The sequence below is a fragment of the Shewanella zhangzhouensis genome, from assembly GCF_019457615.1.
GTDB classification, from domain to species: domain Bacteria; phylum Pseudomonadota; class Gammaproteobacteria; order Enterobacterales; family Shewanellaceae; genus Shewanella; species Shewanella zhangzhouensis.
Map to the genome: position 1 here is coordinate 3,841,866 of NZ_CP080414.1, position 12,774 is coordinate 3,854,639.

15 protein-coding genes are annotated in these 12,774 nt (G+C 55.3%); 6 read left to right on the top strand and 9 right to left on the bottom strand.

Features of this window, described 5'->3' with window-relative positions; translation table 11 throughout:
- Window positions 1-6: 6 nt before the first annotated feature.
- On the top strand, window positions 7-1,371 hold the full coding sequence (gene mgtE, locus K0H63_RS16950) for a magnesium transporter (RefSeq protein ID WP_220065689.1): 1,365 nt from the start codon (window positions 7-9) through the stop codon (window positions 1,369-1,371).
- Between the two features lie 12 nt (window positions 1,372-1,383).
- Here the strand turns inward: mgtE and K0H63_RS16955 are convergent, their stop codons facing one another.
- The 3 genes from K0H63_RS16955 to K0H63_RS16965 all read right to left on the bottom strand — a co-directional run bounded on the left by K0H63_RS16955 (window position 1,384) and on the right by K0H63_RS16965 (window position 3,528).
- Window positions 1,384-1,791, bottom strand: coding sequence for a hypothetical protein (locus tag K0H63_RS16955; RefSeq protein ID WP_220065690.1), 408 nt, complete (start codon window positions 1,789-1,791; stop codon window positions 1,384-1,386).
- Between the two features lie 76 nt (window positions 1,792-1,867).
- Entirely contained in the window at window positions 1,868-2,650 is a 783-nt protein-coding gene (locus K0H63_RS16960; RefSeq protein WP_220065691.1) for a molybdate ABC transporter substrate-binding protein, read from the bottom strand.
- A gap of 209 nt (window positions 2,651-2,859) precedes the next feature.
- Window positions 2,860-3,528, bottom strand: coding sequence for a YiaD family glycine zipper/OmpA-like lipoprotein (locus tag K0H63_RS16965; RefSeq protein WP_220065692.1), 669 nt, complete (start codon window positions 3,526-3,528; stop codon window positions 2,860-2,862).
- 375 nt (window positions 3,529-3,903) lie between these two features.
- On the opposite strand from K0H63_RS16965, the gene K0H63_RS16970 reads away from it, so the two are divergent.
- Both K0H63_RS16970 and K0H63_RS16975 read left to right on the top strand, forming a co-directional pair.
- Window positions 3,904-4,149 (top strand): transposase, encoded by a 246-nt coding sequence (locus K0H63_RS16970; RefSeq protein WP_220065693.1) that lies wholly within the window; start codon window positions 3,904-3,906, stop codon window positions 4,147-4,149.
- 382 nt (window positions 4,150-4,531) lie between these two features.
- Window positions 4,532-6,412, top strand: coding sequence for a bifunctional diguanylate cyclase/phosphodiesterase (locus K0H63_RS16975; RefSeq protein WP_258405605.1), 1,881 nt, complete (start codon window positions 4,532-4,534; stop codon window positions 6,410-6,412).
- Window positions 6,413-6,430: 18 nt separating this feature from the next.
- Here the strand turns inward: K0H63_RS16975 and mnmC2 are convergent, their stop codons facing one another.
- From mnmC2 to K0H63_RS16995, 4 genes are all read right to left on the bottom strand, one after another.
- A complete protein-coding gene (gene mnmC2, locus K0H63_RS16980; RefSeq protein WP_220065695.1) occupies window positions 6,431-7,123 on the bottom strand; it encodes a tRNA (5-methylaminomethyl-2-thiouridine)(34)-methyltransferase MnmC2 in 693 nt (230 codons plus the stop codon).
- An 85-nt stretch (window positions 7,124-7,208) separates the two neighbouring features.
- The gene (locus K0H63_RS16985) at window positions 7,209-7,739 is read right to left on the bottom strand and encodes a hypothetical protein (RefSeq protein WP_258405723.1); all 531 of its coding nucleotides are present in this window, start codon (window positions 7,737-7,739) and stop codon (window positions 7,209-7,211) included.
- A gap of 164 nt (window positions 7,740-7,903) precedes the next feature.
- Window positions 7,904-9,088, bottom strand: coding sequence for a winged helix-turn-helix domain-containing protein (locus tag K0H63_RS16990; protein WP_220065697.1), 1,185 nt, complete (start codon window positions 9,086-9,088; stop codon window positions 7,904-7,906).
- Window positions 9,089-9,216: 128 nt separating this feature from the next.
- A complete protein-coding gene (locus K0H63_RS16995; RefSeq protein ID WP_220065698.1) occupies window positions 9,217-9,969 on the bottom strand; it encodes an MBL fold metallo-hydrolase in 753 nt (250 codons plus the stop codon).
- 279 nt (window positions 9,970-10,248) lie between these two features.
- Here K0H63_RS16995 and K0H63_RS17000 point away from each other — a divergent pair, with 279 nt between their 5' ends.
- Window positions 10,249-10,815: an excalibur calcium-binding domain-containing protein gene (locus tag K0H63_RS17000; RefSeq protein WP_220065699.1), complete on the top strand. Its 567-nt coding sequence runs from the start codon at window positions 10,249-10,251 to the stop codon at window positions 10,813-10,815.
- 27 nt (window positions 10,816-10,842) lie between these two features.
- Here K0H63_RS17000 and K0H63_RS17005 read toward each other — a convergent pair whose 3' ends face one another.
- Complete coding sequence (locus K0H63_RS17005; protein ID WP_220065700.1) at window positions 10,843-11,082, bottom strand: DUF3624 domain-containing protein; 240 nt, start codon at window positions 11,080-11,082, stop codon at window positions 10,843-10,845.
- A gap of 107 nt (window positions 11,083-11,189) precedes the next feature.
- On the opposite strand from K0H63_RS17005, the gene K0H63_RS17010 reads away from it, so the two are divergent.
- Both K0H63_RS17010 and K0H63_RS17015 read left to right on the top strand, forming a co-directional pair.
- Window positions 11,190-11,840 (top strand): glutathione S-transferase, encoded by a 651-nt coding sequence (locus K0H63_RS17010; protein WP_220065701.1) that lies wholly within the window; start codon window positions 11,190-11,192, stop codon window positions 11,838-11,840.
- A 95-nt stretch (window positions 11,841-11,935) separates the two neighbouring features.
- Window positions 11,936-12,229 carry a hypothetical protein gene (locus tag K0H63_RS17015; RefSeq protein WP_258405606.1) on the top strand — a complete coding sequence of 98 codons (294 nt, stop codon included), beginning with the start codon at window positions 11,936-11,938 and terminating at the stop codon, window positions 12,227-12,229.
- On the opposite strand, the gene K0H63_RS17020 is transcribed toward K0H63_RS17015, so the two are convergent.
- Entirely contained in the window at window positions 12,226-12,741 is a 516-nt protein-coding gene (locus K0H63_RS17020) for a SixA phosphatase family protein (protein WP_258405607.1), read from the bottom strand. The genes K0H63_RS17015 and K0H63_RS17020 overlap by 4 nt on opposite strands.
- Window positions 12,742-12,774: the final 33 nt, after the last annotated feature.

The window sequence follows — 12,774 nt, forward strand, 5'->3', positions numbered from 1 at the left end:
AAAGCGATGGCTGTGGAACTTCTGGATAACGAGCAAACTGAGCTGCTGCTGAATCAGCTCAATGAAGCCCTGGGCAGCGGTATGTTTGTGCATGTGCGCCAGATGTTGCTGAACATGGCCGCATCCGATATCGCGCTGGTGCTCGAATCCTCCCCTCCCCGTACCCGCCAGGTATTGTGGCAACTTATCGACCCTGAGCTTGCCGGTGAGGTACTCGAAGAGCTCGGCGAAGAGATAAAAGACAAGTTTATCCGCCAGATGAGTCCGGCGCGTTTAGCCCGTGCAGCCGCTGGTCTGGACACCGACGATCTGGCCTACATACTGCGTTCCCTGCCCGACAGCCTCTACAAGCAGGTGCTGCAATCCATGTCGATTCAAGACCGCAGCCGCGCCGAGCAGGCTCTCTCCTACCCGGAAGAGACCGCCGGCGGCATCATGAATACCGACACTGTGACCATACGCCCCGACGTGAATGTGGATGTGATACTGCGCTATCTGCGCCAGCTCGGCTCCCTGCCCGAGGCTACCGACATGCTCTATGTGGTAGACAGGCACGATGTTCTGCTCGGGGCGGTAAGGCTTACCGCCTTGCTCACCTGCAACCCCTCCATGCCCATACGTGAGCTTATCGATGCTGATATCGAAGGCATTCCCGCCACCATGTCGGATACCGAGGCTGCGGCCCTGTTCGAGCGCCACGACTGGGTGTCAGCGCCTGTAATAGACGCAGAAGGTAAACTGCTGGGACGTATCACCATCGACGATGTGGTGGACGTTATTCGGGAAGATGCCGAGCACTCAATGATGGGGATGGCCGGTATGGATGACGATGAAGATACCTTTGGCCCCGTGCTCAAAAGCAGTTTCCGGCGCTCATTGTGGCTTACCGTTAATCTGTTCGCCGCCCTGCTGGCCGCGTCGGTCAGTAACCTGTTCGAGTCGACCCTGGAGCAGTTCGCCACCATTGCCATCCTGATGACGATAGTGCCCAGCATGGGCGGCGTGGCCGGCAATCAAACCCTGGCGTTGGTGATTCGGGGGATGGCACTGGGCCATATAGGCCAGAGTAACTCCCGTTGGCTTATCGGCAAGGAGCTTGCCATTGGTTTTCTCAACGGCCTGCTTTGGTCAGTCCTGGTGTTTGTCGCTATTTGGTTGTGGAAAGGCGATCTGGCTCTGGGAGCACTGATAGGCGGGGCTATGTTGATCAATATGACGGTGGCAGGACTCGCCGGTGCCAGCATTCCCTTGCTGCTTAAACGACTGAAAATAGACCCGGCATTGGCCGGTGGTATGGTGCTGACCACAGTCACAGATGTGATAGGGCTGTTTGCCTTTCTGGGCTTGGCGACGGCATTTTTAATGCGCTGATGCGTCACCGGGCTATGGCGTGTACTCCATGACTTGCTGGCAATCACACCAGCGCACCTGAGGCTGCTGCGTCAGGGTGAGCACTGAGATACACTCCTTCTGGGTCACTACCAAAAACTCTCTAGGTGCATGGTGGCTGCTGGCCATAAAGCCGCTGCGCAGGCTTTCCTGCTCCAGCCAGCCCCCCTCAGACACCTCATACAACCAACCGTTGGACAGGCTCAGCTCTGCCCAGTACTCCAGCAGGTCGCCCTCATCCAACACTCTGAACCCCAATAATTTTTCAAATGACAGCTCACAGCATTGGCCTTCGATATTGAGCGAAAGCTTCAAGGCGTGATCCTGGTATTGCAACGACAGCAAGCGCACATTGTCGCCAAGACGCTCCACTGCCATTGCTACTCCGCGAGGATGACCCATAGCGCCGGACTCCTGGATAAAAAGTTACTTTTCATTTAAATGATTTATTTTTTATCTTGCAAGTCCGGCAACACAATCAGCGTGGCGCGGCAAACCCATAATCGCCAAGAATGGCCTGTCCGGCAGGAGACAAAATGTAGTCCGCCAACGGCCTTGCGCGCTCATCTATTACCAAAAGCCCATAGTCGGCTCCCACAGCCAGGTTTTCCGGTAAATGCAGCAGCTGCAGCTCGGCGTATTCTTTGCGGGCCAGGCGACCATTGGTGCAGTAGGTCAGGAAGATATCCGCCTGACGGGTCTTCATCACGTGGGCATAGGGATTGACGCCCTTGGGCGGTTTGGCGCTGTTTGGTCCACCCGTGAGCTGCAGTGCCTTGGTTTTGAGCCTTGTCTCGGCACCGGGTGTAACGGTTTCGGCCAACTCAAAGGCCCGAAACGCGTAGTCACCGGAGGGGTCGGCCTTGGGCGTAGAGGTACCCACACGCACATCGGCTGACAACATGCGCTCCAGCAGGGTTGCCGGGGTCAACGCAATCTCGGGCTGCGCCAGCGCACAGAGTTGGTTACGGGCAAAAGCCTGTACCTTGTCTCCCATGCCTTTGGCCTGCAGGGTTTGTGGGTGTTTCATATTGGCTGAAGCGAACAGATCAACGCTTTCACCGGACTCGATACGCTCCCGCAGCAATCCGGAGGGACCAAACTGGGCCACAACAGCCTGACCCGTGTCTTTCTCAAAGGCCTGCACTATGTCGCCCATGGCGGCTTTGAGGCTGCCAGCGGCGCGAAGTTCCAGAGGTTCGGCGGCCATGGCGCTGCCGATGGAAGCCAGTATGGATATGAGCAGTATGGATTTTTTCATTTTCTTCCGTGATATAGATGAGGATGAAGGCCGGGGTGGCCTTCACGGAGCTGGTAACAAGAAGTTCAAGCAAACCCCAGTAGCGCCTCTGAGGCAAGGAGGCGGATCACAACCTGCGACCTATCAAACTTTGGGTTGACCCGCTGATAACGCGCTGAGGCAAATAAAAAAGGAGGCAAAGCCTCCCTTTAACTCCCGCAATATCAGTTTTAGCCGATAGGCGTGAGGATGATTTCTACGCGGCGGTTTTGAGCACGGCCCTCAGCGGTGGCGTTGGACGCGATGGGACTGGCTTCGCCCATGCCCTGAGTGGAAACACGCGCGGCAGCAACGCCCTTGCTCAGCAGGTAGTTACCCACTTCTGAAGCTCGCACCTGAGACAGACGCAGGTTATAGCTGTCGGCGCCGCTGGAATCGGTATAACCCAGTACATTCAAACGGGTCTTGCTGTACTCCTTCGCCACCAGGGCAACTGAGTCCAATACCTGCATGGCGCGGGGGCTCAGATCAGTCTTGTCTACGGCAAAGGTCACGTCATTTGGCATGTTCAGAATGATGTTGTCACCATTGCGGGTAACACTGACGCCGCTGGCCTGCAGCTGCTGACGCAGTTTGGTTTCCTGCACGTCCATGTAATAACCGATACCACCACCCACGGCCGCACCCGATGCTGCACCTATCAGCGCGCCTTTACCGCGGTCGCTCTTACTGGAAGAGGCTACGCCCACGGCCGCACCCGCAACGGCACCTATGATGGCGCCTGTGGTGGCATTGGCAGTTTGCTGTTCATTGGTGTAGGGGTTCACTGTGCTGCAACCAGTGACCATGGTCGCTAGGGCAAATACGCCAGTCAGGGTAAAAATTGCTTTCTTGTTCATGGAAATACCTCTTGTCATTTTTGCGGCCAGTATAACGACTGCAAGATGACAGGCAACTGAACGCCGAGCGATTGCCCAATGCTTATCCATCTATCTCCCCCGGGCACCAACTTGGGGCACCTTGCCCTCAAATCAGGCAAATCCGCCACTGACGCTGACATAAATAAATCATAAACATTTGATATTAATGCCATTAGCAAATTGACATCAAAGTTGCATACCTCTTTGTGGGTGTTGAATAAAGGAGTCGAACATGAAGTACCTGACATCTGTATTTAACCACTTGAAATCAGAGTGGCACTACATTGGGTCTGCTGGCGTCAGTCAGTGGGAACTGGGACGAGAGGTCAAATTCAGGAGGACAGGATTATGATCATGTCCTCAGCATACGAGAGCCGGCGTCAGGAAGCCGTTACCGCCGTGCTCGAGGGCGGCCGATTGCCATCTGAAGTCGCCAGGGATCACGGCATCGCCAGCAAGACCCTGCTCAAATGGATCCGGGAATCACATCAATCCCGCAGTAGCCGTCGCAGCAAGCTCGAGCAGGAAATAGAAGCCCTCGAGATGAAACTGTCCGGACTGCGACAGGAAATCTCCAAACTACAAACTTTCAACGCCTGAGCTATCTTCAGGCGCTATTGTCTAAACCCGGCGCCCGGTTAACGGGGAACGCTGAGGCAAGATGGCACTACCGCGCAGTGGCAGTCAGACAAATCATTGCCCCGATTCCGTCGAGTCGGGGTGATTCTCTCTCACCCCGCTCGGTGCTTGCACAGCTTTACTTGAACAGCTTTGTCATGCTACGACCGGATATTGCGCCGACCTCGGTTAAACCCGCCAGTCTTGTACCGGACAATAAACCTTCCAGGCCTTTCCCTGCAACGCCTTCGTAGGTAAAGCGTTACGCTGCAACCGCTGTGGGTGAACTACACTGAATGGGACTGGCGCGGGCATGCCCCCGCGATACGGAACTTCAATACCATCAGGGATAAGCGTTCTGCAAATGCCACAGATAAATACCAAAACCATCAGTGTCCCCGAAGCCATGCTGGGTGGCTGGCAGGAGATTGTCGATTTGGTGGCCGACATCACCGAATGCCCATCAGCGCTTATCATGCGTATCCATGAAGACGACATTGAGGTGTTCTCCAGCAGCCGCTCGGCCGGTAACCCCTATGCTCCCCACGCCCGGGATGCCTTGGGTCACGGTCTTTATTGCGAAACCGTGATCCGTGAGCGGCAACAGCTGGAGGTGCCCAACGCTCTCAAAGACCCCAAATGGGCCAATAACCCGGATATCAAACTGGGGATGATTTGCTACTGTGGCCTGCCCATCTTCTGGCCCGATAACACCCCCTTCGGTACCATCTGCATACTCGACAATAAAGAAAGACACTTCAACGACAGGATTCACGCGCTGCTGGGGCGCTTCCAATCTGCCCTGGAAGGACACTTGCAGGTGCTTTACCACAAATCTGAGTTGAAAGTGCTTAATGAGGAGCTGGAACACAAGGTGCAGGAGCGCACCCAGCGGCTTGCCGAGCTCAGTGCCCGATTGCTCAAAGAGATTGAGCAGCGCACCGCTGCCGAAGGACATTTGGAGTTTCACCGCACCTTCGACCCCTTAACCCATTTGCCCAACCGTGCAACCCTCACCGAAAGGCTGCAGTCTTTACTGCCCAAACTGAAAAAAGATGAACACCTGACGCTTATCTACTTTGGTCTGCGCAATTTCAAATCGGTAAACGACAGCTACGGCTATCTCACCGGCGACTCTATTCTGGTGAGCCTGAGCCAACGATTGAGCCTTAAGTTGCCCGATAACTGGCTGCTCGCACGTATCGCCGGGTCGGAGTTTGTACTGGCAGCAGTGCACGACGCCAGCACAGAGATGACAGAGCAGGTCATTGCACGGGTTCTGAGCGACTGCTCAGTACCTTTCACCGTCAACACCAACAGCATTACGGTACAAACCAACCTGGGTGTGGCCATTGCACCGGTAGACGCCACCGACTCCGTCAGCCTGCTGCAACGCGCCAGTGCTGCCATGAGCATTGCCAAAAAAGAAGGTGCTGTTGTGTCTTTTTTCGGCCAGGAAACCCAAAAAGCGGCCCACGAGCGCCTGCTGCTGGAGTCACATCTGCTGGATGCGCTGCATCAGGGCGAACTGGCGGTGTACTTTCAGCCTCTGGTGTCCGTACGGGATAAGCAGCGCCTGGTTGGCGCCGAAGCACTGCTGCGCTGGCACAGTCCTGAACTGGGTAATGTTGGTCCGGAACGCTTTATCCCACTGGCCGAAAGCAACGGGCAAATCATTGAAATAGGTAACTTTGTACTGCATGAGGCGATGAAACATGCCGCCCATTGGCACAAGCTCAGCAATCATCCCTTCAAAGTCGCCATTAATATTTCACCGCTGCAGTTTCGTGAACGGCAATTTGTAGAGCACATCGAAGATCTGCTCGATTTGTATGAATTGCCCCCCGGCACCCTGGAGCTTGAAATCACCGAAGGCATTTTGCTGCAGGATGAACACCATGCCAGAGCAAGTCTGGCGCGGCTGCGTCATCTGGGGGTGCAAATATCTCTGGATGACTTTGGCACGGGCTATTCATCGCTGAGCTATTTGCAAAAGTATGCCTTCGACACCCTGAAAATAGATCGCAGCTTTATCAGTAACCTCGAGTTCAACGAACAAAATCGCGAGCTGACCCGGGCCATCATTGCCATGGCGCACAAGCTGAACCTGAGCGTGATTGCTGAAGGGGTGGAGAATGCATTTCAGGAGGCCTTTATCCAGGCCGAGGAATGTGATTTTGCCCAGGGCTACCTGTATGGCAAGGCCATGCCCGCAGAGAAGTTTGCGGAAAAATTCACCCATTAATGCCGTGGTCGGCTCCCGTTACAATCCCTTCCAGGCCCGGGTCATGTGCCTGCGCCCCATAGGGCCGGGGTAGCTCTCGACCCTGAATCCTGCGGCTTTCAAATCCCGCTTGAACTGACCATTGGCACAGTAGCTGACCAATAGCCCTTCTGGCGCCAGCGCATTAAACAGCTTTACGAAGTTTTCTGCCGCCCACAGCTCGGGTTGCTTGGCGGGGGCAAAGGCATCGAAATAAATCAGGTCAAAGCGTTCGGGAGAAAATACTTGCTCCTCCAGCCTGCCCTGTATTTTATGAAGTCTGCTTTCCTCTAATGCCACTTCCTGGCCCCACGGGGCCCGATGCAGCTCGCTGAAGCGTTTTGCTAGGGTATCGCGGTCACCGTAGCCGCCCAGCTCAGCCAGACGGTCCACATAATTCAGTACCGCGATTATTTCCGCGTCCAGCGGAAAGGGCTCCAGGGTAGTAAAATGGATATCCAGTCCCATCTCGCAGGCCTTTTGCCGGGTCAGGAGCACATTCAGCCCGGTGCCAAAACCCACCTCAAGGATTCTGAGCGAAGGCTTTACTGCCGCCATCGGCACCAGACCCGCATCTATATACACATACACAGACTCGGTCAGCGCCCCTTTGAAAACATGATAGCTTTCATCCAGTACGCTGTTGACCAGGGTGTGAGAGCCGTCTCCTGTGAGTGCTAACTTGATATTCATGGAAAGGAATACTGGGTTATTGACGATAAAAACCTGGGGATTTTAGGCAATCACGACATCAATTTCCATGGCGCGATGGCTGAAATCAGAGGCCACGCAGGTGGCTTTGCAGCTGGAAACACAGCTCAACATACAAGATGGCCTCGGCCTTGCCCACCTGGAAATCACGGGCATGGGCAACCTTGTTTCGCAGCCGGCGCAGCTCGGTAAAAAGCTTGCCCTTGGCAGTGTCGAGCCTCTGCCCCATCACCAAGAGTTCGCCCATGTGTTTATAAGGGGTATCCGGGCTGAGTGACAGGTCAGGATTATCGCGGCGCAGCAGGGTTTCGGCGGCATCTTCCACTTCGGCCCATGCTCCCAGAATGGCGGAGTTGGGCAGGTTTTCCACGGCGGCAATCAACTGCGCCTTGCGATCAGACACCAGCTCGGGAAATGCCTGGCGCGCATCACGGCTGGCGACTTTGAGTTCTTCACCGAACTCCATTTCGAAGTCTTTGTACTTGAGTTTGCGTGCCTGGGGCAGCAAGGCAACCAGCGGCGCCCTGAGTAAGGCGCAGAGGATAAGCACTATCAGAGGCCAGACAAGAATATCCAGCAGTGACAGGGTAAATTGCATCCAGTTCAAAGGGGCTCTCCATGCAGGTATTCAGGGCATTGGCAGTAACGGCCAATATGCCCTTGGACGCGCAACATGATGCCAGCGACGGCCCCCGGCTGCAAAGGCCTTATGCAAAGCACAGTTAAAAGAGCTTGTGCAAAGCCCAGTTAACAGCCCTTGAGTCAGATCCACACCTGACGGGCGTAATGGCGTTTAAGCTGCTTATCGCTGGCGGCTTCCAGTTTCCAGCGAGCCAGACCGTTGAATCGACAAAACTCAGCCAAAGCCTGCTCCATGGGCGCTAAAAAAGGCTGCAGCGAGCCTGCCTTATCATAGGCGGCATCTTCCAGCGTTAAACGCCTCAGGCGCAGCAATCCCTTCTCCCGATCGGCCTTCACATCTACTCGCCCTACAAAGGTATCCCGCCAGAGTATCCCCAGACTGTAATAGCCAAACCGCCGCTTGGGTTCGGGCACATAGACCTCTATCTGATAATCAAAGTCGAACCACTGCTTGAGGCGATTTCTCTGGATAAGCAGGTTATCGAAGGGGTTGAGCAGCCACACCCGGGAAGGCAGCTGCACAGGTGCGATATGGTGTCGGTAATATCTGGGCTTGCCGTCACTGACAAAGCTTTCAAGCTCACCACTTTCAAGCATATCGGCGATGACTTTCTTCACCAGCGGCTGCACATTGCGGCGCAAATAACAGATTTCCGCCAGGCTGCCATGACCATGGGCATCCAAAAAGCCCTGCACCAGATAACGGCCGTATTCCTCGTCGCTGGGCACCCGGTTATCCACGTCGGCTGGCAATACCCGCTCAGTTAAGTCGTATACCTTTTGAAACCCTTCACGGCGAGCCACCATCAGGTCGCCTTCCATAAAAAGTTGTTCAAGTGCCTTCTTGGCAGGTTTCCAGTCCCACCAGGCACCAGCCCTACCCGGCGGCGCTTCAAAGTCCGATGCCTTGAGCGGTCCTTCTGCCCGGATACGACTCAGTACCTCTCGCATCTCCTTGCTGTCACGCTCGAACCAGTGGCGCTCACCGTTTCGAAGTGCCAACTTCCTTGGCAGACTGAATCGGTAGTCACCCATGGGCAGATATGCAGCCGCGTGGGACCAGTATTCAAATATCGACTTGTCGGCAATGGCCCCGGCCAGCGCCTCGGGTCGAAAATCGGCCAGACGGCTGTGGAGCACATGGTCGTGGGCCCGGGCGGCAACCTGGATAGAGTCAATCTGCACATACCCCAGGCGGGCAATGCAATCAGTCACATCCTTTGGCGCATCAACAAGCCCCTGTGCGGCAATATTGATGGCGCGCCACTCGTTGGCAGAAAAGGGAGAAGCGTTTTTGTTGGTCATGGCACGGGCTTGGGGGCTGGCATTAGAGCTGAGATGAAACCATCTTGCCGAGGAATACCCGCCATCGCAAGGGAAGCAATCGAGGCGTCAGTGTGAAGTGGCGACACCCTGAATCAACGCAGTGCGACTCAGGGGCGATTGAGAATTTGCCTGAGTTTGGCTTTCACCGAGCGCCAGTGGGTCATGGGCATTGTGGGCGACTCGGCCAGTACCCGGTCCAAATCTATCTCGGCCAGACTGACTTCGCCGCCATGGGCCAGCATCACCCGCGCTGGTGCCAGGCACTTGAGTTTCATCAGGGAGCTCTTGTAGCGATTGGGATAAAACAGCGGAAAAGGCGGAATGTACCTGCCCTTTACCTTCACCAGGAGGTCGGCCACATAGGCGCAGCTCTCTTCTTCATGGAGCAATACCAGGTCCCGGTCGGTATGACCGGGGCAATGAAACACCCGCCACTCGGGAAAGTCCGGCAGACGGCTGTCGTCTCCCAGCAAGATATCGGCCCTGAGTTTACGGGAATACCAGAGCCAGCGCATCGGTTTACCAAGGCGTTTGGCGACCCAGGCCGCCAGTGCCATATCGGTGAGGTGCATGGCCATGCCATCCAGCCCCCGATACCAGTGGCCCTGCACATCGGCGGCAACAATGCGGGCGCCGGTCTTGGCCCTCAGGGCATGGGCGCCACCGGCATGGTCCGGATGCATATGGGTCACCACCACCAGCTTGAGTTCGGCCAGGGCACGTTTGAGCTTGTGGCGGATAAAATGGCACACCAGGGCAACATCGGCCCGGCAACAGCCATCCAGCAGCACCAGTCCCTGGGGGTGTTCGGCAAGATAAATGGTCTGGATATGGCCCTTAAGCCGGTGAAGCTTGTACATAATCGTTCCCTGAACCATGGAAAGATGATTATGGCCAAACTCGTCAGACCACTCAAGTCCACCCAGGGCGAGGGAAGGTGCTTCTTTAGTCGAAGCGCCTCACTCAGGGTGCCATAACAGTGCCTGAGCATTGCCTACAACGCTTGTCTCCCCCCAGTCAGAACGATAAAGTAAGCGGCACAGCACAGCCCTCAAGACACACGATAGTATCGACCGAGGGCATTCAGGGACGGCGGGTGACAGACCCGAATCGCTCACACGCATTAACAGGGAAGCAATATGCAACGCGGCAAACTGGTCAGATGGAACGACGAACGGGGTTTTGGTTTTATCAAACCAGAGCTGGACGGCGCTGGCGATGTGTTTATTCACATCTCGTCACTGAAACAGATGAGCCGGGCGCCACGTGTCGGCGACATCATAGTGTTTCAATTGGAAACCTCAACAGACGGAAAACAGCAAGCCGGTCTTGCCCGTATCGAAGGGGTGGCTATAAAACCCGCCTCACCAATCAAAACCCGTAAAGCCTCAACGACCTTTCCACTAGGTAAGCTGCTGAAGGGCTTGGTACTGATAGCTTTGATAGCCTTCGCCGTGCCCAAATTAGCCCCGCTGGTGGAAGACTTTACCTCCCCGGATACCCACTATTCACTGCCGCCCATAGAGAGCAAGGCCATAGTGCCAGACCCGTACCCAGAGCCAGTGTTTCGCTGCGAAGGCAAAACCCATTGCAGTCAGATGCGCTCCTGTGCCGAAGCCACCTTCTATCAAAATAATTGTCCGGGCACGAAAATGGACGGTGACAACGACGGTATCCCCTGTGAATCCCAATGGTGTGGCCATTAAACAGCGGTGTGGTGATTGAGCATGGGTTTACTCGCGCCCAGACAGCGAACGCCATGCCCATACAACCAGGTGCAGTGCCAGCAGGCCACTCCAGGCGATACAAAATGCCAGCAGCGCCAGGGACTCCACACTGGTGATTTGTTCCCAAAAGAGCAGATACCAAAGCGGCCAGCCCAACATGCAAAGCCCCGTCAGCATCAGCATGCAGCGCTTACATCGGCCAATCTTCTGGCGAAAAAAGGAAGAATCACACTCATCGCAAGCCATGGGACAACTCCAAAATACTCAGCAAAAAAGCGATAAAAAATGGCAAAACATCGCCGCAAGGCAGACGCGTGTTAAAGTGGAGCCACATTCATCGCTAACCTTTAACCATGACAGACTCCGCCCTGCTTTACAGTTTTCGTCGCTGCCCCTACGCCATGCGCGCCCGTATGGCGCTGATATGCTGCCAATTATCCATCAGGGTAAGGGAAGTTGCCCTCAAAGATAAGCCCGCCGAGTTGCTGGCGCTTAATCCCAAAGGCACTGTGCCTGTATTGGTGAGCGGCGACACCCTGCTGACAGAAAGTCTCGATATTATGTTGTGGGCCACTGAGCAGTCCAGCCTCCCCGCAGCCGCCGCACTCAAACAGCAAGTGCCTGCCTCACTGGCCCTGATAACAGCCAACGACGAAGGTTTTAAACCCTGGCTCGACAAATACAAATACTTCGACCGCCATCCGCAATTCGACCAGAACTACTACCGCGACAACGCCTGCGAATTTATCGCTGACCTGGAAAACAGGCTGAGTCACAGCACCATGTTGCTGGGTGAAGCGGTGAGTCTGGCGGATTTGGCGATTTTCCCCTTTGTGCGCCAGTTTGCCGGTGTAGAGCCCGGCTGGCTCGCCGCCCGGTACCCCAATGTGGCACGCTGGCTGGATAGTCACTTGGCATCAAAGGCTTTTTCAGCTTGTATGTACAAGTATCCCCTGTACCAGCTGCAGGGCGACACCCTGCCTTTGGTGCTGGCACAGGAGTAAGCTCAGTGTCAGAGCCACTGTATCGGGCAGTGGCTCTGGCGGCTTTGGCATAAGTGAGTACATCAGGAAAGGCAGAACAGCCGGAGCAGATAAGCATGCAGATGAAAACCGAATTGGAAGCCGAGTTGAAAGCCACTCAAAAATCCATGGTCAGACTCCAGTTAGTTGGGGCTATCGGCAATATCATGTTGGGGCTTGGCCTCTACGGTATCTTTACCGGTGAGGCCTCGTTTCACCCTTTTCTGAGTGACCCCATCCACTGCTATGCTCTGCTCAGTCTTGGCGGCATGATTGCCCTCTGGGAAGGGCTAAAGATGATTAAACTGGCAAGACACAAACAAAAGCTTAAAAATCAGCTCAGGCAACTGTCTGAGCCCAATCGGGATTAAGGTTTATGGGTATCCGATGACAGCTCCTGCAGGCTGACGCCTTCCTCGGCAGGCACAAGATGATAGAGCACATCGAACCTGTCTTCGGGAATGTCGCGCTCAATGCCGCTCAGGAGTTTGAGTAGCTCAGGCGTGGTATTGCTGTGACCGGCCACAACCACAGTGCCGTCGAGCGCACTAATCTGCGCCGCAAATTGTGCCAAATCGCCGGGGTCGTAACTCTGCACCTTCACACCTGTTGCCTCGGCCAGCGGCGCTATGGTTTCCTGAGTGCGGCGATAATCGGTGGAATAGAGCCGGATATTGTCGCCGGTCGATGGCGCCTTGAGGATAAGCCCGGCAATGCGCTGTGCCCGCGCCTGCCCCGCTTCGGTCAGCGCAGGGTTCTTCCCCGGCGCCTTTTCACCGTGACGAAACAACCAGATATCGGCGGCCCAGCCAGGGCTGGCAAACACGCTCAAAAGCAGACCGAGCCCGGCAACGGCGACTGCCATTTTGTTTTTATTTTTCAAAATCTAAAACTCCCAACGCATCGCCAAGTCAGC